General features: G+C 71.5%; 19 protein-coding genes. 13 read left to right on the top strand and 6 right to left on the bottom strand.

Annotation, left to right across the window (positions count from 1 at the left end):
* Positions 1–28 precede the first annotated feature (28 nt).
* Both ACWDN5_RS29545 and ACWDN5_RS29540 read left to right on the top strand, forming a co-directional pair.
* Positions 29–1,474: a PucR family transcriptional regulator gene (locus ACWDN5_RS29545; protein WP_449678579.1), complete on the top strand. Its 1,446-nt coding sequence runs from the start codon at positions 29–31 to the stop codon at positions 1,472–1,474.
* Positions 1,475–1,523: 49 nt separating this feature from the next.
* On the top strand, positions 1,524–1,847 hold the full coding sequence (locus ACWDN5_RS29540; RefSeq protein ID WP_449678578.1) for a hypothetical protein: 324 nt from the start codon (positions 1,524–1,526) through the stop codon (positions 1,845–1,847).
* Here ACWDN5_RS29540 and ACWDN5_RS29535 read toward each other — a convergent pair.
* Both ACWDN5_RS29535 and ACWDN5_RS29530 read right to left on the bottom strand, forming a co-directional pair.
* On the bottom strand, positions 1,844–2,554 hold the full coding sequence (locus ACWDN5_RS29535; RefSeq protein WP_449678577.1) for a cache domain-containing protein: 711 nt from the start codon (positions 2,552–2,554) through the stop codon (positions 1,844–1,846). The two genes, ACWDN5_RS29540 and ACWDN5_RS29535, sit on opposite strands and share 4 nt — an antisense overlap.
* 33 nt (positions 2,555–2,587) lie before the next feature.
* Positions 2,588–3,322, bottom strand: coding sequence for a FadR/GntR family transcriptional regulator (locus ACWDN5_RS29530; protein ID WP_310970650.1), 735 nt, complete (start codon positions 3,320–3,322; stop codon positions 2,588–2,590).
* A 111-nt stretch (positions 3,323–3,433) separates the two neighbouring features.
* Between ACWDN5_RS29530 and ACWDN5_RS29525 the strand changes: the two genes are divergently transcribed.
* From ACWDN5_RS29525 to ACWDN5_RS29505, 5 genes are all read left to right on the top strand, one after another.
* Positions 3,434–4,882 (top strand): gamma-aminobutyraldehyde dehydrogenase, encoded by a 1,449-nt coding sequence (locus ACWDN5_RS29525; RefSeq protein WP_449678576.1) that lies wholly within the window; start codon positions 3,434–3,436, stop codon positions 4,880–4,882.
* Positions 4,883–4,890: 8 nt separating this feature from the next.
* On the top strand, positions 4,891–5,955 hold the full coding sequence (locus ACWDN5_RS29520) for an ABC transporter ATP-binding protein (protein WP_310970648.1): 1,065 nt from the start codon (positions 4,891–4,893) through the stop codon (positions 5,953–5,955).
* A gap of 18 nt (positions 5,956–5,973) precedes the next feature.
* On the top strand, positions 5,974–7,176 hold the full coding sequence (locus ACWDN5_RS29515; protein WP_449678575.1) for an ABC transporter substrate-binding protein: 1,203 nt from the start codon (positions 5,974–5,976) through the stop codon (positions 7,174–7,176).
* Positions 7,177–7,252: 76 nt separating this feature from the next.
* Positions 7,253–8,092 carry an ABC transporter permease gene (locus ACWDN5_RS29510; protein ID WP_449678574.1) on the top strand — a complete coding sequence of 280 codons (840 nt, stop codon included), beginning with the start codon at positions 7,253–7,255 and terminating at the stop codon, positions 8,090–8,092.
* Positions 8,093–8,102: 10 nt separating this feature from the next.
* Positions 8,103–8,891: an ABC transporter permease gene (locus ACWDN5_RS29505; RefSeq protein ID WP_310970644.1), complete on the top strand. Its 789-nt coding sequence runs from the start codon at positions 8,103–8,105 to the stop codon at positions 8,889–8,891.
* Between the two features lie 157 nt (positions 8,892–9,048).
* Here the strand turns inward: ACWDN5_RS29505 and ACWDN5_RS29500 are convergent, their stop codons facing one another.
* Positions 9,049–9,828, bottom strand: coding sequence for an SDR family NAD(P)-dependent oxidoreductase (locus tag ACWDN5_RS29500; RefSeq protein ID WP_449678573.1), 780 nt, complete (start codon positions 9,826–9,828; stop codon positions 9,049–9,051).
* Between the two features lie 59 nt (positions 9,829–9,887).
* On the opposite strand from ACWDN5_RS29500, the gene ACWDN5_RS29495 reads away from it, so the two are divergent.
* Positions 9,888–10,439 carry a TetR/AcrR family transcriptional regulator gene (locus tag ACWDN5_RS29495; RefSeq protein WP_449678572.1) on the top strand — a complete coding sequence of 184 codons (552 nt, stop codon included), beginning with the start codon at positions 9,888–9,890 and terminating at the stop codon, positions 10,437–10,439.
* Here ACWDN5_RS29495 and pip read toward each other — a convergent pair.
* On the bottom strand, positions 10,425–11,369 hold the full coding sequence (gene pip, locus ACWDN5_RS29490; protein ID WP_449678571.1) for a prolyl aminopeptidase: 945 nt from the start codon (positions 11,367–11,369) through the stop codon (positions 10,425–10,427). The genes ACWDN5_RS29495 and pip overlap by 15 nt on opposite strands.
* A gap of 386 nt (positions 11,370–11,755) precedes the next feature.
* Between pip and ACWDN5_RS29485 the strand changes: the two genes are divergently transcribed.
* Together ACWDN5_RS29485 and ACWDN5_RS29480 are read left to right on the top strand one after the other, a co-directional pair.
* Positions 11,756–12,682 carry an undecaprenyl-diphosphate phosphatase gene (locus ACWDN5_RS29485; RefSeq protein WP_449678570.1) on the top strand — a complete coding sequence of 309 codons (927 nt, stop codon included), beginning with the start codon at positions 11,756–11,758 and terminating at the stop codon, positions 12,680–12,682.
* A 1-nt stretch (position 12,683) separates the two neighbouring features.
* Positions 12,684–13,532: a cytochrome c oxidase assembly protein gene (locus ACWDN5_RS29480; RefSeq protein WP_449678569.1), complete on the top strand. Its 849-nt coding sequence runs from the start codon at positions 12,684–12,686 to the stop codon at positions 13,530–13,532.
* A 5-nt stretch (positions 13,533–13,537) separates the two neighbouring features.
* On the opposite strand, the gene panB is transcribed toward ACWDN5_RS29480, so the two are convergent.
* Positions 13,538–14,407 carry a 3-methyl-2-oxobutanoate hydroxymethyltransferase gene (gene panB / locus ACWDN5_RS29475; protein ID WP_449678568.1) on the bottom strand — a complete coding sequence of 290 codons (870 nt, stop codon included), beginning with the start codon at positions 14,405–14,407 and terminating at the stop codon, positions 13,538–13,540.
* 238 nt (positions 14,408–14,645) lie between these two features.
* Here panB and lysX point away from each other — a divergent pair, with 238 nt between their 5' ends.
* The 3 genes from lysX (at position 14,646) to ACWDN5_RS29460 (ending at position 19,261) form a co-directional block, all read left to right on the top strand.
* Positions 14,646–17,969, top strand: coding sequence for a bifunctional lysylphosphatidylglycerol synthetase/lysine--tRNA ligase LysX (lysX, locus tag ACWDN5_RS29470; RefSeq protein WP_449678567.1), 3,324 nt, complete (start codon positions 14,646–14,648; stop codon positions 17,967–17,969).
* Between the two features lie 63 nt (positions 17,970–18,032).
* Entirely contained in the window at positions 18,033–18,599 is a 567-nt protein-coding gene (locus ACWDN5_RS29465) for a hypothetical protein (RefSeq protein WP_310970633.1), read from the top strand.
* A gap of 71 nt (positions 18,600–18,670) precedes the next feature.
* Positions 18,671–19,261: a DinB family protein gene (locus ACWDN5_RS29460; protein WP_449678566.1), complete on the top strand. Its 591-nt coding sequence runs from the start codon at positions 18,671–18,673 to the stop codon at positions 19,259–19,261.
* A gap of 265 nt (positions 19,262–19,526) precedes the next feature.
* On the opposite strand, the gene ACWDN5_RS29455 is transcribed toward ACWDN5_RS29460, so the two are convergent.
* Positions 19,527–20,060, bottom strand: coding sequence for a methylated-DNA--[protein]-cysteine S-methyltransferase (locus ACWDN5_RS29455; RefSeq protein WP_449678565.1), 534 nt, complete (start codon positions 20,058–20,060; stop codon positions 19,527–19,529).
* Positions 20,061–20,068 lie beyond the last annotated feature (8 nt).

The following is a 20,068-nucleotide window of genomic DNA, read 5'->3' as shown; positions in this document are numbered from 1 at the left end:
GACAATTCCGCGCGTACAATTGGCCGTTATGGCACTCACGCTGGCCCGGCTGGCCGCCGAGCGCCCGCTCGGGCTGCGGGTGCTGACCGGCGAAGACGTCCTGGACCGCCCGATCGGCTGGGTCCACCCGACGGAGCTGACCGACCCCCAGGCGTTCCTCGAAGGCGGCGAGCTGCTGCTCACCACCGGCCTGGCTTTGGACGAAGCGACGTCACCGGCCTACGTCCGGCGGCTCGTGGCCGCCGGGGTCGCTGGCCTCGGCTTCGGCGTCGGGCTCAGCCACGAGTCCGTCCCGCGCTCACTCGTGACGACGGCGGCGTCGGTGGGGCTGCCGGTGCTGGAGGTGCCGCGGAAGACACCGTTCATCGCGATCACCCGGGCCGTGTCGCGCGCGGTGGCGGCCGACGAGTACGCGACGACGGTCCGCATCGGCCGCGCCCAGCAGGAACTGACCCGCACGGCGGTCGGCAAGGGCGGCCCGGCGGGTGTGCTGCGCAAGCTGGCGAAGCTCGTCGACGGCTGGGTGCTGCTCTTCGACCGCACAACCGTCACCGAAGCGGCTCCGGCGAGCGCGCGGGCGTACGGCGCTTCGCTGCGCGAAGAGCTGGAGCGGCTGCAGACCGGCACGCGGGTTGTGTCGCTGGGGGACGACGAAGTGGTCCTGCAAACGCTGGACACCAGTGCGCGCCGGGTGCTCGCTGTCGGGGCGTCCCTGGACACGGCGGGGCGGCACATCGTCAACACGGCGGTCTCGGTGCTTTCCCTGGCGCTGGAACAGGATCGCGCGCAGGCGGCGGCGCGGGAGGCGTTGCGGACCGGGCTGGTGGAGCTGCTCGTGGGCGGCCAGGCCGAGCTGGCCCTGCGGGTGCTGGCCGCTTCCGGGGCCGAGGCGCCGGCCGCGCCGTGGTCGGTGCTGGTGTTCCTCGGCCCGCCCGCGGCCCGGCGCAAGCTGCTCGGGGCCCTGGACGGCGAGCTGTTCGCGGCGCGTTCCGGGGCGTCGGTGGTCGCTTTCGGGCCGGCGAGCGTGGTCGAGCAGGCCGCCGAGGTGGCGGTGCGGATCGGAGGGCTGCACGGCGGGGTGGCGGGCCCGGTCGCCCCACGCGACTTCGCGGCCGGGCTCGAGCAGGCGGGCCTGGCGGCCCAGGCGGCGGAGGCCGAGGGCAAGATCCTCATCTCGGCGGCCGAACACACCGGCCGCGGCCTGCTGTCCTTGATCGACCCGGAGGTGGCCCGCGTCCACGCCGGAAACCTCCTGGCCCCGCTGCGCCGCCACGACGAAACGGGCCGCGGAGACCTGGTGGCGTCGCTGCGCTGCTGGCTGGAACACCACGGCCACTGGGACGTGGCGGCCGCGCGGCTCGGCGTCCACCGGCACACGCTGCGGAACCGGATCACGAAGGCGCAGGAACTGCTGGGCCGCGACCTGGACTCACCGGGCGTCCGCGCGGAACTTTGGGTGGCGCTGCAAACCTGAACACCCCGACGGGCGTCTTCGGGAGGTGACCTGGAAACGCGCGGCTGTCGTGGCTGCTGTCGTCCTGCTCGCGGCGGGCGGGATGGCGTTCCTGCCGTGGACGGCGAACCACTTCGGCTACGCCCTGCCCGGCAACGGCGGGCTCCCCTCGCGCATCCACCACGATGGCCGGGACTACCGCGCCTCCACGAACTGCACCCCCTTCGGCGGCGACGAAACCTCCCTGACCCGGGTCGGCGAGGTGAGCACGCTGTTCGGTCCGGCGCACCCCGTGTTCACGACCCGGCCGGTGCCCGAGGGAACGCCGTTGACGGTGCTCGTGCGGGACAGCCCGGGCTGCTTCGTGCGGTACGCACTGCTGGGCGGTCCCTAAGCCGCAGTCACCAGCACGATCGGCGAATCCCCGCACCGCCGCAGGCCCGGGCCGGGCTCCGCGCCCGCCGACCACCACGCCGGGACGTCCGCCTCCCGCACCAGCGATCCCGTCGGCTGCCGGACGCTGTTCGACACGATCACCCGGCCCTGCGCGTTCAGCAGCGCCGCCCCGCGCCCCAGCGACCGCAGCCGCGGCCGCACCGTCCGCTCGAACTCCCTCACGTACACGTCCGCGCCGACGACCCCCGCGAAAGAATCGCCCCGGAACACCGGGATCGTGAACGTCAGCGTGTACTCGTCGGTGCACAGGTAATCGACGTACGGGCCGTTGATGTGCCGCCGCCCGGTGTCGCGGGGGACCGTGAACCAGGACTGGCGCGTGTAGTCCAGGAAGTTCTCGCTCGCCGGGTCGAGGCTGATGAACAGCTGGGACGGCTCCGAAGACGAGCCCGTCCACCACTCGAAGCCGAATTCCGAGTCGGCCAGCACGCGGGGGGCGCTGACGAACCCCGCGCCGATGATGAGCCCGCCCAGTGCCTCGGTGACCTGCGGGCGGATCCGGTGCAGGGCGGCCGCGGCCGGACTGTCCGCCAGGACCGACTCGGCGGCCGCCAGCAGGGGCTTGAGCCGCTCGAAAACCCCTTCCACCAACGCGGAAACCTGCTCGACGACCTCGTCGCCGGCCAGCGTGCGGGTGTCGTTCACGGTGCTCACCTCGATGCGCGGAGTAGCGGAAGTTTACGGCGTGAGCAGGTCCAGGTGCACGTCTGCGAGGCGGTCGAGGGCGCCCAGCAGGTGCTCCTCGGTCAGCTTGCGGGCCAGCTCGCCGTCCGCGGAGGAAATCGCCGCGGTGATCGCCGCGTGTTCCTCGCACGAGGGTGCCGTGGACCCGAGCGGCAGCCACAGCAACCCACCCAGCTCGCTCTGCAGGTGGACCTCTTCGTGCGTCAACCTCGGTGACTGCGCGGCCGCCGCGACCTCCAGGTGGAACTGCCGCTCCGCCCGGGTGAAATCGATGCCGTGGGCCGTGCGGAGGTCGTCGGTCGCCAGCCGCAGCCGGGCGACGTCCTCGGGAGAACTGCGCTCGGCGGCGAGCTTGGCCGCAGCCCCGGCGATCGCCAGGTAGTGGTCGCCGACGTCCCGCAGGTCCGACAGCGACACCTCGCGCAGCCGCGAGCGCCACGCGTCCGCGGGCGGGTGGGCCGGCGCGCGCACGAAGCTGCCGCCGCTGCGCCCTCGCCGCGTCTCGACCAGCCCCTGCTGCCGCAGGGCCACCAGCGCCTCCCGGACCGTCACCGTCGAGACGCCGAACTGCGCGGCCAGGTCGGCTTCGCTGGGCAACTGCTCCTGGTCGGCGAGCAGGCCGAGGGTGATGGCGTCGACCAGCCGCGCCGCCACCGCCTCCGCCCGCCCGATCTGGCCGAGCGGGGCGAACATGGCGGATCGCGCGCTGTGCGACATGCCCTTGCGCATCGTGATCCTCGCCGGTCGGAGTTACCCGTTCGCACCAATCTTGCCTCATGCCCTTGTCCTATTACATATGGAGTCATATGTTTTAGCTCCCGTCAGCACCGAGGAGTGACCGTGTCTTCTGCCAGCCCACCCACCCCGCCGCAGGAGCTCAAGCACTACGTCGGCGGCGCGTACGTCGAGTCCAAGTCGGGCCGGACGGCGGAGATCGTCGACCCCGTCACCGGACGTCCCTACTGCACCGCCCCGATCGCCGGCCCCGAAGACGTCGACAACGCGTTGCAGGTCGCCGCGACCGCGTTCGAGACCTGGCGGGAAACCACGCCCTCCCAGCGCCAGCTCGCGCTGCTCAAGCTCGCCGACGCCCTCGAAGCCCGGGCCGGAGAACTGGTCGCGACCGAGTCCGCGAACACCGGCAAGCCGGTCGCCCTGACGATGGCCGAAGAGATCCCGATGGTCCTCGACCAGGTCCGCTTCTTCGCCGGGGCCGCGCGCGTGCTCGAAGGCCGGGCCGCGGGGGAGTACCTGGAAGGCCACACGTCGTTCGTGCGCCGCGAGCCGGTCGGCGTCTGCGCGCAGGTCACGCCGTGGAACTACCCGCTGCTGATGGCCATCTGGAAGATCGCGCCCGCCCTCGCCGCCGGCAACACCGTCGTCCTCAAGCCCTCCGACACCACCCCGGCGTCGACCCTTCTGCTCGCCGAGATCGCTGGCGAGTTCTTCCCGCCCGGGGTGTTGAACGTGATCTGCGGCGACCGCGACACCGGCCGCGCGCTGGTCGAGCACGACATCCCGGCGATGGTGTCGATCACCGGCTCGGTCCGGGCCGGCATCGAGGTGGCGCGGTCGGCCGCGAACGACGTCAAGCGCGTGCACCTGGAACTCGGCGGCAAAGCGCCGGTCATCGTCTTCGGCGACGCCGACCTCGAAGCGGCCGCCGAGGCCATCGCCGTCGCCGGGTACTTCAACGCGGGCCAGGACTGCACCGCCGCCACGCGCGTACTGGTCGCCGAAGACGTGCACGACACCTTCGTCGCCGCGCTCACGCGGCAGGCCGAGCAGACCAGGACCGGCAAGCCGGACGACGAAGACGTCGCCTACGGCCCGCTCAACAACGCCGCCCAGCTCGAGAAGGTCGCCGGGTTCATCGAGCGGCTGCCGGAGCACGCGACCGTCCACTGTGGAGGACACCGGGCCGGCGACGAAGGCTACTTCTACGAGGCCACCGTCGTCTCCGGCCTCCGGCAGGACGACGAGGCGATCCAGAACGAGATCTTCGGCCCGGTCATCACCGTCCAGCGGTTCTCCGACGAAGCCGAAGCCCTGAAGCTCGCGAACGGCGTCCAGTACGCCCTCGCGTCGTCGGTCTGGACCCGCGACCACCAGCGGGCGATGCGCGCCGCCGCGAAGCTCGACTTCGGGTGCGTCTGGATCAACACGCACATCCCCCTGGTCGCCGAGATGCCGCACGGCGGGTTCAAGAAGTCCGGCTACGGTAAGGACCTCTCCCTCTACGGCCTCGAGGACTACACGCGCGTCAAGCACGTGATGAGCGCACTGTGAGGGTCGCGATGCCCAACCAAGCACCGTCCGGGACGCGGGAAGAGCCCGCCGCGCCGGAAAGCACGCGCCCGGCGATCCGGCTTTCCGGGCTGCGCAAGCACTTCGGCGACGTCCACGCGGTCGACGGCGTCGACCTCGACATCCCGCCGGGCGAGTTCTTCTCCATGCTCGGCCCGTCCGGCTCCGGCAAGACGACGGTGCTGCGCATGATCGCCGGGTTCGAGCTGCCCACCGAGGGCACGATCGAGCTCGACGGCCACGACGTGAGCCGGCTCGCGCCGTTCGAGCGGGACGTCAATACGGTGTTCCAGGACTACGCGCTCTTCCCGCACATGAACGTGCAGCAGAACGTCGAATACGGCCTGCGCGTCAAGCGCGTCCCGAAGCAGCAGCGCCGGGAGCGCGCGCTCGAAGCGCTGAAGACCGTGCGGCTGGAGGACTACGGCTCCCGCAAGCCCGCGCAGCTGTCCGGCGGGCAGCGCCAGCGCGTCGCCCTGGCCCGCGCGCTGGTCAACCGGCCCAAGGTGCTGCTGCTCGACGAGCCGCTCGGCGCGCTCGACCTCAAGCTGCGGCAGGCGATGCAGCTGGAGCTCAAGCAGATCCAGCGGGACGTCGGCATCACGTTCGTCTTCGTCACCCACGACCAGGACGAAGCCCTCACCATGAGCGACCGCATCGCGGTGTTCAACGACGGCCGGATCGAGCAGGTCGGCCCCCCGGAGGAGGTCTACGAACGCCCGGCGAGCGCGTTCGTCGCCGGGTTCGTCGGGACGTCCAACCTGCTGGGCGGGCGTGGCGCCGAGAGCGTCATCGGCCGGCCGGGGCTGTTCAGCATCCGGCCGGAGAAGATCCGCATCGACGGCGACCTGTCCGAGCCCGCCGCGGCCGGGCACACCACCGCGACGGGCACGGTCACCGACGTCGTCTACGCCGGGGCGACCGTGCGGTACTCGGTCGCGCTCGACGCCGGGGGCCGGCTTTCGGTCGTCCGGCAGAACACCGACGGCGCGGCGTTCGCCGACGGGCGCGTCCGGCTCAGCTGGCGGAACGAACACAGCTTCCAGGTCCAGTAGTCCTTCAGAAGGGTTGCCATGAAGAACAGGAAGACGCGGCTCGCCGGTCTCATCGGCGCCAGCCTGCTGTTGGCTGCATGTGGCACGTCCGGCTCGAACTCCGCCGCGCCGCCGGGCGCGCAGGGCTTCACGCCGCCGAAGCTCGAAGCGCTGAAGGCGCTCGGGCAGCCGGAGGGGCAGCTGAACGTCCTCGCCTGGCCGGGGTACGCGGAGAACGGGTCGAACGACCCGAAGGTCAATTGGGTCACGCCGTTCGAGCAGCAGACCGGCTGCAAGGTGAACGTCAAGCCGTTCGGGACCTCCGACGAGGCCGTGACGCTGATGAAGACCGGGCAGTACGACGTCGTTTCGGCCTCGGGTGACGCGTCGCTGCGGCTGGTCGCGTCCGGGGACGCCGAGCCGGTGAACACCGACCTGGTGCCGAACTACAACGACGTCCAGCCGTTCCTCAAGAACAAGTCGTGGAACAGCGTGAACGGCACGGCGTACGGGATCCCGCACGGCTGGGGCGCGAACCTGCTGACCTGGCGCACCGACAAGGTGACCCCGGCACCGGCGTCGTGGTCGGTGATGTTCGACGCGAACTCGCCCTACAAGGGCAAGGTGATCGCCTACGACTCGCCGATCTACATCGCCGACGCGGCGCTGTACCTGCAGACCCACCAGCCGGACCTGGGCATCAAGAACCCGTACGCCCTCGACGACAAGCAGTTCACCGCGGCGGTCAACCTGCTCAAGCAGCAGCGGCCGCTGGTGTCCGAGTACTGGTCGGACTACCTCAAGGAGTCGCAGGCGCTGAAGAACGCCGACGCCGTCGTCGGCACCGCCTGGCAGGTCACGGTCAACCTGACCAAGGGCGAGGGCGCGCCGCTGGAGGCCGCGGTGCCGAGCGAGGGCGCGACCGGGTGGTCGGACACCTGGATGGTGGCGGCGAAGTCGGCGCACAAGACGTGCGCGTACAAGTGGCTCGACTACATCATCAGCCCGAAGGTGAACGCCCAGGTCGCCGAGTACTTCGGCGAAGCGCCGGCGAACACGAAGGCGTGCGCGGAGATGTCGGACAAGACGCTCTGCGACACCTACCACGCCAACGACGCGGCGTACGCGGCGAAGATCGCGTACTGGACCACGCCGATCCCGCAGTGCCTCGACGGCCGCACGGACGTCAAGTGCAAGGACTACGGCGAGTGGACGAAGGCCTGGACCGAGATCAAGGGCTGACCCCCGAACCCCGGACGCGGCGGGCTGTGTCCCCCCACTCCGCCCGCCGCGTCCGGCCTTCACCCTGCGAGGTGCGATGACCGCCGTTTCCGCCTTCTTCTACCGGAAACCCAAGCTGCGCCTGGGTTTCCTGCTGTCGGCCCCGCTGCTCTGGCTCGGCCTGGCCTACCTGGGCGCGCTCGCCGCCTTGTTCGTCACGGCGTTCTGGCACACCGACGCCTTCACCGGCCAGGTCGTCATCGACTGGTCGCTGGGCAACTTCGAGACGCTGTTCACCGACGCGGTGTACCGCACGATCACCTTCCGCACGGTCGGGATCGCGGCGCTGGTGACGGTGATCGACGCCGTCATCGCGTTCCCGATGGCCTACGCGATGGCCAAGCTCGCTTCGCCGCGGGCGCAGCGGATCCTGGTGATCGCGGTGATGACCCCGCTGTGGGCCAGCTACCTGGTGAAGGCGTACGCCTGGCGCTCGATGCTGTCCGGCAACGGCGCCCTGAGCTCGGTTTCGCCCGGGTACGGCGTCACGGCCACGATCATCACGCTGTCGTACCTCTGGCTGCCGTACATGATCCTGCCGATCTACGCGGGCCTCGACCGGCTGCCGGACTCCCTGGTCGACGCGTCCGGCGACCTCGGCGCCCGCTCGCTGCGGACGTTCCGCTCGGTGATCCTGCCCCTGACGTTCCCGGCGATCGTGGCGGGCTCGATCTTCACGTTTTCGCTGTCCCTGGGCGACTACATCGCGGTGAAGATCGTCGGCGGCACCTCCCAGATGCTCGGCAACGTCGTCTACGACAACATCGGCGCGGCCAACAACCTCCCGTTCGCGGCCACGGTGGCGACCGTGCCGGTCGTGATCATGCTCGCGTACTTGGCCGCCGTGCGCCGCACCGGCGCGCTGGACAACCTCTAGGAGTTCTCTCGTGCGCAGGGTGCTGTGGGTGGCGCTGGGGCTCGGCCTGGCGGTGATCTACTTCCCGCTGGTGGTGGTGCTGCTCAACTCGTTCAACGCCGACACGACGTTCGGCTGGCCGCCGTCCCGCTTCACCCTGGAGTGGTGGAGCCGCGCGGCGTCCAACGAAGGCGCGCTGCACGCGCTGTGGACGAGCGTGCAGGCGGGCCTGGCGGCGACGGCGATCGCGCTGGTGCTCGGCACGATGGCGGCGTTCGCGTTGCAGCGCTACCGGTTCTTCGGCCGCAACCCGGTGTCGCTGCTGATCATCCTGCCGATCGCGCTGCCGGGGATCGTCACGGGCATCGCGCTGAACAACGCGTTCCGGACGATCCTCGGCATCGACCTCGGCCTGCTGACGGCGATCATCGCGCACGCGACGTTCTGCATCGTGGTGGTGTTCAACAACGTCGTGGCCCGGCTGCGGAGGATGGGCGGCAACCTGGAGGAGGCGTCGATGGACCTCGGCGCCACCGGCCTCACGACGTTCCGCCTGGTGACGTTCCCGATGCTGCGGTCGGCGCTGCTGGCGGGCGGACTGCTGGCGTTCGCGCTGTCGTTCGACGAGATCATCGTGACGACGTTCACCCTCGGCACGGGCATGGAGACCTTGCCGATCTGGATCTACAACAACCTGTTCCGGCCGAACCAGGCCCCGATCGTGAACGTGGTGGCGGCGGTGCTGATCGTGGCGTCGACGGTCCCGGTGTACCTGGCGCAACGCCTGTCTGGCGACACAGCTTCGGGCGGGCGGCTCTAGTGCACGTCTGAGCTGATTTGCTGCAACGCCTGCTCGGTACGCCACCACCATCACCCGTCGCGCGGGGGCTGGGTCGAACTACCCGGATCTGCCGACCGAGCCGCCTGACCACGCGATCGTCCGCTCCCGCGGGGGGTGAACCACGAAAACCGCGGCTCTAGTGCACTGACCGGATCGTGCCGCCGTCCACGCGGATCGTCGCGCCGCTCACGTAGGCCGCCGCCGGGCTCACCAGGTAGCCCACCGCGGCCGCGATCTCCTCGGGGCGGCCCAGGCGGCCGGTGTCGTTCGGGACCAGCTCGCGCGCCGCGGCGCGTTCGATGTCGTCCCACGAGGTGCCCCAGCCGTGCTGCGGGGCGATCGACGTCAGCAGCTCGCGCACCGAGTCGACCAGGATCGCGCCGGGGGAGACGACGTTCGACGTCACGCCCGTGCCGGCCAGGTCGCGCGCCAGCGACACCGCCAGGTTGTGCCGCGCGGCCAGCGTCGCCGTGTAGTGCGGCTGCATGGCCAGGGGCTGGATCGCCAGCCCGCCGCCGATCTGGACGACCCGGCCCCAGCCGCGGTCACGCATGCCCGGCACGCACCGGTGGATCATCCGGACCGCCGAGACGACGTTCGCCTCGTACATCGCGGTCCAGTCCGCCGGGGTCGCGTCGCCCCACCCCAGGTGGTCGTAGGCGCCGGCGTTGTTGACCAGGATGTCGACGTCCCCGGCCGCCGCGGCGACCGCGTCTGCTCCCGCGTCGGTCGACAAATCGCCCAGGGCGATCCCGGCCGCCCCGATCGACGCCGCCACCTGCTCCGTGCGGGCCGCGTTCCGGCTGTGGACGACCACGGCCGCGCCTTCGGCGGCCAGCAACCGCGCGATCGCCTCGCCGAGACCCGCGCTCGAACCGGTGACCAGAGCGCGCTTGCCTGCGATTTCGAGATCCATGAAGTGCCTTTCGTTGAGGTCTACGGCTGTAGACTTAGTCGAAGTCTACACTCGTATACATGAGACCCCGCAACGCCGCCGCGACCCGGGAAGCGATCCTCGCGTCCGCGCTCGAAGCGTTCACCCGGGCGGGCTACGACGGCGTCGGCGTCCGCGAGATCGCCGAATCCGCCGGCGTCACGGCGATGCTCGTCAACCGCTACTTCGGCTCGAAGGAAGGCCTCTTCGCCGAGGTCGTCGACGCGGCGATGGCCGAGCGGACCGTGCTCACCGACGACCCGGCGACGCTCGCCGCGGACCTCGCGGCCTCGCTCGTGCGCCGGACGGCTCCGGACGCCGGACGGCTCGACCCGTTCCTGCTGATGCTGCGTTCGGCGGCCAACCCGCGGGCCGCGGAGCTCCTGCGAGCCGGCATCGAGCGGCACGTCGAGAAGCACCTGGCCGGCCTGCTCCCGGACCGCGCGCCGGCGGACCCGGCGCTGGCGCTGTCGGTGATCGCCGGGTTCTGGGTGATGCGCACCCTGCTCGGGAGCACCGAGCTCAACCGCGCGGACGAAGAGGCCCTGCGGGGCAAGCTCGAGAAGGTGTTCGCCGTGCTACTCGCGGAATGAGTCCGTCGCCGCGCGCAGGGCCGCCAGCACGCCCGGGTCCGTCACCGCGTGGCCCGCGCCCTCGAGCAGCTTCAGCTCGGATCCCGGCCACGCCCGGTGCAGCTCGTACGCCGTCACCGGCGGGCACACCGTGTCGTACCGGCCCTGGACCAGCACACCCGGGATGCCGGCCAGCTTGCCCGCGTCCCGGATCAGCTGCCCGTCGTCGAGCCAGGCGCCGTGGGTGAAGTAGTGGACCGCGAGCCGCGCGAAGGTCAGCGCGAACGCCGGGTCCGCGTACTGACGGACGAACGACTCCTGCGGCAGCACCGAAACCGTCGCGCCCTCCCAGGTGCTCCAGGCGACCGCCGCGCGGTGGCGGACCTCCTCGGCGGGGTCGTCGAGCAGCACCGCGTACCCGGCGAGGGGGTCGTCGCGCAGGGAACCGGGCAACGGCGCGAGAAACGCCTCCCACTCGCGGGGGAACAGGTGGGCCGCGCCGCCGCGATAGATCCAGTCCAGCTCGCTCTGCCGGACGGTGAACACGCCCCGCAGGATGATCTCGCTGACGCGCGAAGGGTGCGTCTCGGCGTAGGCGAGCGCGAGCGTCGCGCCCCAGGAGCCGCCGAAGAGCTGCCAGCGGTCGATGCCGAGCCGCTCGCGCAGGGCCTCCATGTCGGAAACCAGGTGCCACAGGGTGTTCGCACCCAGGTCGTGCGCGCCCGGCGTCGACTGCCCCGAGCCGCGCTGGTCGAACAGGACGATCCGGTACGCCGCCGGGTCGAAGTGCCGCCGGGCCATCGGGGCGATCCCGCTGCCGGGACCGCCGTGCAGCACCACGACCGGCTTCCCGGCCGGGTTGCCCGCCTCCTGGCAGCGGATCCGGTGCCCGTCACCGGTTTCCAGGAACCCTTCGGCACGCGGGGCGATCGGCGGGTACAGCTCGTCCATGCAAGTCACTGTGCCGTAGGGGTTCGGCCGTCGCCCCGGCGCCCCGCCGCCGAGAGCCGGGACGACGACCGAAAAAGGTGGGGACCCGCCCCCGCCGCCGGGCTGGGCGGGTCCCCGGTCCGAGGGCGTCAGCCGCCGCGGGGGGAAACGGGTGGGTCGGTGATCCGCGCACGCATTTCGTCCTCCTCGTCGAGGGTCGATGCTTCGTCGTGGCGGCGACGGGCTAAACGCTAAGCCACGAGCCGAACACCAGTCAAGAACATGATTGATGTTCATGGATGTGAACGCCCGCTGTGAGGACGCTGAGTGCGCGCGTCCCCCTTGCCCGGCGCTAACGAAAGGGCCGGTACTTTCCGGTGTCGGGATTCGGCAAAAAGGGGTACGGAATGTCCGCGGTGACCTATGTCGAGGCGATTGTCGTCGGGGCATTGCAAGGGGTGTCGGAATTGTTTCCGGTGTCCAGTCTCGGCCACAGCATCCTGCTGCCGGCCTGGCTCGGCGGCTCGTGGCAGCGGGACCTGAGCATCGGGAAGGATTCGCCGTACCTCGCGGTGCTGGTGGCGATGCACGTCGCCACCGCGCTCGCGCTGGTCCTGTTCTTCCGCAAGGACTGGGTGCGGATCATCGGCGGCTTCTGGACGTCCCTCCGCCACCGCGAAGTCCGCACCCCCGACCAGCGGCTCGCCTGGCTGCTGGTGCTCGCCACCATCCCGGTCGGGCTGGCCGGCCTGCTGCTGGAAAGCCTGCTGCGCGACTTCCTCGGCAAGCCGCTGCCGTCGGCGATCTTCCTCGCGCTCAACGGCGGTGTCCTTTACGCCGCCGAGAAGTTCTCCCGGCGCAGGCCCGCCGAGGAAGCGGACACAGTGGACTTCTCGGCCGAAGACACGCTGGTCATGCGGGCGGTCTCGGTCGAGGAGGCGACCGACGTCCGGTTGGCGAAGCTGCGGGTCGGCGAGGCCGTGCTGATCGGCGCCGCGCAGATCCTCGCGCTGCTGCCGGGCATCAGCCGCTCGGGCATCACCATGGTCGCCGGCCTCCGCCGCGGGCTGGGTCACGAGGACGCCGCACGGTTCGCCTTCCTGCTCGCCACGCCGGTGATCCTCGCCGCGGGTGTGCTCAAGATGCCGACGCTGTTCGCCCCCGAAAACCACGCTTCACTCGGCCCGGCGCTCGCCGGCAGCGTCATCGCCGGGGTGGCTTCGTACGTTTCTGTCCGGTTCCTCACCGGATACTTCGAAACGCGCACTCTGACCCCGTTTGCCATTTACTGCGTGGTCGCCGGAATCGGCAGCCTGATCTTCTTCGCGGTCTGAGATGCCGCTGACGTTCGACGCCCCGGCCGTCCTCGGCGTGCTCGCCGCGGGGACGCTCTACGTCCGCGCGGCCCGCGGCCGTGGCTGGCCCCCGGGCCGCACGACGGCGTTCCTCGCCGGGCTCGCGACGATTCTGATCGTCACCTGCTCGCCGCTGGCGACCTACGACACGACGTTCTTCTGGGTCCGCGCGGTCCAGACGGTCACGCTGCTGATGATCACGCCTCTGCTGCTGGCCCTGGGCGCGCCCGTCCGGCTGCTCGCCGACACCGTCGACGCCCGGTGGCTGCGGCGGCACGGCCGTGGCCCGCTCGCCCGCGCGCTGACGTTCCCGCCGGTCGTCACGGTCGTCCTGGTCGCGCCGGTGCTCGTCCTGTACCTGACGCCGCTCTACGACCTCACGCTGCGCTCGCCGCTCGTCGACGGCCTGGTCCGGCTGGCCCTCGTGCTGGCCGGCTTCACCTACTTCTGGACGCGCCTGGGGCTCGATCCGACCCCGCGGGAGGACCCGCACCTGGTCTCGGTGTGGATCGCGTTCGCCGAGGTGATCTTCGACGGCGCGCTCGGCCTGGTGCTGTGGCTCGGCCCGCTGCTCGCCCCGGCGCACTACGCGGCCGCACACCCCGGCTGGGGCCCCGACCCGCGCACCGACCAGGTCATCGGCGCGGGCGTGCTGTGGATCGGCGGTGACGTCGCCGGCCTGCCGTTCGTCGTCGCGTTGTTCGTGCGGTGGGCCCGCGACGACGAACGGCGGGCGAAGCAGCTCGACGTCCGGTTGGACGAAGCGCCGCCGACCGGCCTGTGGTGGGAGAACGACCCGGCGCTCGCGGAACGGTTCAAGCGCCGGTGACGGGCTCAGTCGTGGAACGCGTGCTCCGGCGCCGGGAACTCCCCGCGCCGGACGTCCTCGGCGAACGCCGTGGCCGCGTCCTGCAGCACCGTCGCGACGTCGGCGTAGCGCTTGACGAACCGCGGTGCCTTGCCGCGCCGCAGCCCGGCCATGTCCTGCCAGACGAGCACCTGCGCGTCGCAGTCCGGACCGGCGCCGATGCCGACCGTCGGGATCTTCAGCTCCGCGGTGACGCGCTTGGCGGCCTCGGCGGGCACCATCTCCATCACCACCGCGAACGCCCCGGCCTCCTGCAGCGCCAGCGCGTCGGCGAGCAGCACGTCCGCCGCTTCGCCGCGCCCCTGCACCCGGTAGCCGCCGAGGTTGTGTTCACTCTGCGGGGTGAACCCGATGTGGCCCATCACCGGCACGCCGGCCGACGTCAGCGCCTCGACGTGCGAGGCGAACCGCCGCCCGCCTTCGAGCTTCACGGCGTGCGCGCGGCCCTCCTTCATGAACCGCACCGACGTCTCCAGCGCCTGCTGCGGCGAGAGCTGGTAGGAGCCGAACGGCAGGTCGGCGACCACCAGGGCCCGCTTGACCGACCGGGTGACGGCCCGGACCAGCGGCAGCAGCTCGTCGACCGTCACCGGCAGCGACGTGTCGTAGCCGAAGACGTTGTTGGCCGCGGAGTCGCCGACGAGCAGCACCGGGATCCCGGCCTCGTCGAACAGGGCGGCGGTGTACATGTCGTACGCGGTGAGCATGGGCCACGGTTCCCCGCGTTCCTTGAGCTCGCGCAGGTGGTGGACGCGGACCTTCCGGCCCGGGGACTTGGCCGCGGGAGCGGCGGGCCCGGTGCCGTAGGGGGCGGGTTCTTCGGTGCTGGCGGACATCGTCGTCGACCGTCCTTCCCTCGAGGCCTCGGTGAGGTCCCCGGGTCGTGGAGCAGAGGCGTCTCAAAGGGTGACACGCCCCCGGACCGGCCCCAACCGCGTGCGACCAGCTTCACACCCCCGGGGAGGACCGGCCGTCAGCCTTCAGGTTGATGTCCGGGGACAACCGATGCGGGTTCACTTGCGTCAAGAAGAGGGCATGACCCCCGACCGGCCGCGAAAGGCGACGAAACCACCCATGGGAAACCTCGCGAGCTCGCGCCGTCGCCTCCCCGCCTGGAAGGCGAAGGCGGGCGGCATCGTCGCGACCGTGGTCCAGCTGGCCGCGGTGTTCTCGGTGATCCTGCTCTTCACCGGCGGCCCGCGCGGCCACCTGCTCAACGGCATCGACATGGCCTTCTCCGGCCTGAGCGTGCCGACCAGCGAGAGCCTGGTCATGGTGCTGCTGCTGGTGGTGCTCGGGGGCGCGCTGCGCCGCCGCAAGAAGGCGGCGCTGTACACGCTGGTGCTGTTCCAGATCGGCGGCCTGCTGCTCACCTTGGCCCTGCAGGCGACCCTGCTGTGGTCACCCGAACTGCTGACGCTCGGCCCGAAGCAGGTCCGGCACATCCCCGCGCAGCTGTGGGTGCTGACCATCGCCGACGTCGTGTCGATCGGGCTGATCGTGTTCCTGCTCGCGCTGCGCCCGGCGTTCCCGGCCCGGCTCGCGCCGAGCGCCTGGCGCGACGGCCTCAGCATGCTGTTCGGCGGCTTCGCCGTGGTCATCCTGGTCGGCTGGGGCCTGGTCGAGGCGTTCCCCGGCCACCTCGGCGACACGTGGGAACGCTTCGCCTGGGTCGTCAACCACGCCACCGGCGAGAACCTGCAGCTGCGCCGGATCGGCGTCGGCGAAGGTCCCGGCTGGCTGGACGTCCTCCTCGACCTCAGCGCGACCGCCGTCGCCACCGCGGCCCTGTACCTGCTCTTCCGCGGCGTGCGCAGCCGGGCGCTGCGGACCGACGAAGACGAGCTCCGCCTGCGCAAGCTGCTCGCCGAACACGGCGAGGACGACTCCCTCGGCTACTTCGCCACCCGGCGCGACAAAAGCGTCGTCTTCGCGCCGAACGGCCGCGCGGCGGTGACCTACCGCGTCCTCGGCGGTACCAGCGTCGCCAGCGCCGACCCGGTCGGCGACCCGGAGGCGTGGCCCGACGCGGTCCGCGCGTGGCTCGACGAGACGCGCACGTACGGCTGGACCCCGGGCGTGCTCGGGGCGAGCGAGCGCGGCGCGAAGGCGTACACCGGCGCGGGCCTGCGCGCGCTCGAGATCGGCGACGAAGCCGTGCTCGACGTCCGCGAGTTCAGCCTGGCCGGCCCGGAGCGGCGGTCGGTGCGCCAGGCCGTCAAGCGCATCCAGCGCGCCGGCTACACCTCGCGGGTCCGCCGTCACGGCGAAATCCCCGACGCCGAGATGACCGAGCTGCTGTGGCGGGCGCAGGCCTGGCGCGGCGCCGAGACCGAGCGCGGCTTCTCGATGGCGCTGGGCCGCCTCGGCGACGCCAGTGACGGCCGCAGCGTGATGGTCGAGGCCTACGACGCCCACGGCGAGCTGCGCGGGCTGCTCTCGTTCGTCCCGTGGGGCCGCCGCGGGCTTTCGCTGGACCTCATGCGCCGCGACCGCGACGCCGAGAACGGCCTCAACGAGTACATGATCGCCGAGACCGTCGCGGCCGCCCAGCACCTCGGCGCGCAGCGGATCTCGCTCAACTTCGCGATGTTCCGCGCGGTGTTCTCCGAGGGCGAGCGGATCGGCGCGGGCCCGGTGCTGCGGGCCTGGCGCGGGATCCTGAGCGTCTTCTCGCGGTTCTTCCAGCTGGAGTCGCTGTACCGGTCGAACGCCAAGTACGGCCCGGACTGGGAGCCGCGGTTCCTCTGCTACTCCTCGGCCCGGCGGCTGCCGCGCGTCGGCATCGTCGCGGGCGCCCTCGAAGGGTTCGTCCCGACCGGCCGGGCGCGGTCGCTGCGGCTGGAGACGGTCAGCGAGGACTTCGTCGCCCGCGTCAAGGAGATCGAGGAGTCGGCGGCGGCACCGGCGGCCAAGACCGTGCGGCGGCCCGAACAGGTCCGCGTCCGGATCGCCAAGCTCGCCAAGCTGCGCGAGGCCGGCATCGACCCCTACCCGGTCGGCTTCCGCCGCGACGACCACATCGGGGACGTCGTGGCGAAGTACGGCGACCTGGCCCCGGACACGAGCACCGGGCACCGGGTCCGGATCGCCGGGCGCGTGCTGAACCTGCGCATCCTCGGCGGCCTGTGCTTCGCCCGCGTCAAGGACTTCAGCGGCGAGATCCAGCTGATGCTGGAGGCCGGCGAGCTGGACCTCGACCGCTGGCGGACCGGGGTCGACCTCGGCGACCACGTCGGCGTCAGCGGCCAGGTCGTGACGTCGAAGCGGGGCGAGCTCTCGGTGCTCGTCGACGAGTGGACGGTCACCGCGAAGTGCCTGCACCCGCTGCCCGACAAGCGCAAGGGCCTCACCGACCCGGAGACGCGGGTCCGGCAGCGCTACCTCGACCTGGCGGTCAACCCGGACTCGACGACCATGCTGCGGCTGCGGTCCACTGTGGTCCGCGCGGTGCGCGACCGGCTGCACCACGCCGACTACCTCGAAGTCGAGACGCCGATGCTGCAGTCGGTCCACGGCGGGGCCAACGCCCGGCCGTTCGTCACCCACATCAACGCCTACGACATGCGGATGTACCTGCGGATCGCGCCCGAGCTCTACCTCAAGCGGCTGTGCGTGGCCGGTGTCGAGCGCGTCTTCGAGCTCAACCGCAACTTCCGCAACGAAGGCGTCGACGCGACGCACAACCCCGAGTTCACGATGCTCGAGGCGTACCAGGCCTACGCGGACTACGACACGATGCGGACGCTGACCCGCGAGCTGGTCCAGCACGCGGCCGAAGCGGCGTACGGCGCCCAGATCGTGCGGCGGCCCGACGCGGACGGGAAGGTCGTCGAGTACGACATTTCCGGGGACTGGCCGGTGGTTCCGGTGCACGAAGCCGTCTCGGCGGTGTTCGGCGAGCAGGTCGGCCCGGGGACGCCGGTGGCCGACCTGCGCCGCCTGTGCGCGGCCGCGGGCGTGCCGGTGGGGGAGGACCCGAGCCACGGCGACCTCGTGCTCAAGGCGTTCGAGCACCTCGTCGAGGGCGCGACCGTGCTGCCGACGTTCTACACCGACTACCCGACCGATGTCTCGCCGCTGACCCGCCAGCACCGCGCCGACCCTCGGCTGGCCGAGCGCTGGGACCTGATCGCGTTCGGCTCCGAGGTCGGCACGGCCTACACCGAGCTGACCGACCCGATCGAGCAGCGGCGGCGGCTCGAAGCGCAGTCGCTGCGCGCGGCCAGCGGCGACGTCGAAGCGATGGAACTGGACGAAGATTTCCTGCTCGCCCTGGAGCACGGCATGCCGCCGACCGGCGGGCTCGGCCTGGGTGTCGACCGGCTGCTGATGATGCTGACGGGCGCGTCGATCCGCCAGACGGTCCTGTTCCCCTTCGTCCGACCGCAGGCATAACGAGTCGGTGGACCTGGTCACGGCGACGGGCCGTGGCGCGGTCCGTCGCTTACGCTCTGCCTCGTGCGCACGGCTCGGATCGCCTCGGCCCTCCTGATGGGGGTGGCCATCCTGGCGTATTCGGGCTGGCTGCTGGAGTTCTTCCTGCCGACCGGGGTGTCCCCGGTGCACGACCCGGCCGAGGCGCTGCTGACCGGGCCGCCGGTGTTCCGCGTCCTGCTCGCCGTGTCGGGGGTCGCGTTCGTGCTCGCCGGGCCCCCGCTGCACCGGCTCGGGCCGGTGCACTGGTCGGCGCGGCTCAGCTCGATCTCGGTGAGCGCGTTCGGCGTGCTGGTGCTGCTGCAGGCCGCCTACCCCGAGCGCAGCGACCTGCTGTCGTCGCTGCTCAACGTGGTCCTGGTGGGCGGGGTGATCAGCCTGATCATGTGGTGGCCGCCGGGCTGGCGCGCCCTCGCGGTCGCGGGCCTGGCCGTGGTGCTGGCGACCTGGCTGGCCGTCGTGCTCGCCCGGCAGCTGGGCACGTACGAAGGCGTCTTCACGCGGGTCCAGCTGGTGGTCCGCGCGGCCCTGTACGGCGTCGGCGGGGCGTACGCCTTCGTCAAGCCGGCCCCGCGGCACGTGCACCGATAGCGGGATTCGCCCGAAAATGTCGGTGCCGGGTGGCACGATCGCCGCAAGGGAATCCGAGCGGAAGGATCGACATGGCGGGAAACGTGCGCCCGGTGGCCGACGAGCGTGACGGGCTGCTGAGCTTCCTGGAGCAGCAACGGTACGTGCTCAAGCTGGCCGCCCACGGGCTGACGGACGAGCAGGCGAGACTCACCTCGACGAAGAGCACGCTGTCGGTGGGCGGGCTGATCAAGCACGTCGCCAGCACCGAGTACGGCTGGATGGACACGGTGCTGCAGGTCCCGCAGAAGCCGTTCGACGAGGCGGTGGCGGAGTACGAGGACGCGCACCGGCTGCGCCCGGACGAGACCCTGGCGGGCGTCCTGGCCCGCTACGACGAGGTGGCCGCGCGCACGGCCGAGGTGATCGCGGGCATCGAGGACCTCGGCCAGGCGGTCCCGGTCCCGAAGGGCGTCCCGTGGTTCCCGCAGGACGTCGAGGCGTGGTCGGTCCGCTGGGTCCTGCTGCACCTGATCCAGGAGACGGCCCGCCACGCCGGCCACGCGGACATCATCCGCGAGCACATCGACGGCGCCACGGCCTTCCCCCTGATGGCCGCCGCCGAAGGCTGGCCCGAGTCCCCCTTCATCAAGCCCTGGACCCCGACAACCCAACCAGCCTGACGGCCGCCCGGCTCGCGCCCCCCGCGAGCCACCCAGCCGCCCCCCGTGTCGACCCTCCAATCACGCGAGCCGACCCTCCAATCACGCGAGCCGACCCTCCAATCACGCGTGTCGTCCATCCAGGTACGCGTGTCGTCCGCCTGGGTACGCGTGTCGTCCGTCCAGGTACGTGTGTCGTCCATCCCGGCACGTGTGTCGTCCGCCTGGGTACGCGTGTCGTCCATCCCGGCACGCGTGATGCCCCTCCGAGCGCACCGCGGGAGGCTCAGAACAGCGTCGGCTCGTCCGCCAGCGCGCCCTCGATCACCAGCATCCGGCGTTTCGTCCCGACGCCGCCCCGCGCGGAGAACCCGCCGTCCTTCCCGCCGGCGGCCAGCACGCGGTGGCACGGCACGATGATCGGGAACGGGTTGTGCCCCATCGCCTGCCCGACGGCCTGCGCCGACCCCGGCTGGCCGAGCCGGTGCGCGATGTCGCCGTACGTCAGCGTCCTGCCCGGCGGGATCGTCCGCGCGACCTCGTACGCGCGGCGGTTGAACTCCGGCACCCCGGCCATGTCCAGCGCCACCGAAGCCAGGTCCTGACGCGCGCCCACGAGCAACGCCACGATCCCGTCCACCGCCTCCTGAACCGGCGCCGGCGGCGGCCCCTCGACGGCGTCCGGGAACCGCCGGATCAGCCAGGCCCGCGTCGCCGAAGCGCTTCCCTCGGGCAGCGACGTCCCGATCACGACGTCGTCGCGCCAGGCCAGCCCGCACGCGCCGATCGCCGTCTCGAACACCGTGAACCCCGTCGTCATGGCGTCCA

It is taken from the genome of Amycolatopsis sp. NPDC003731, from assembly GCF_053586895.1.
Note: the sequence above shows the minus strand (reverse complement) of the source record. Positions and strands in the feature narration are given on the sequence as shown.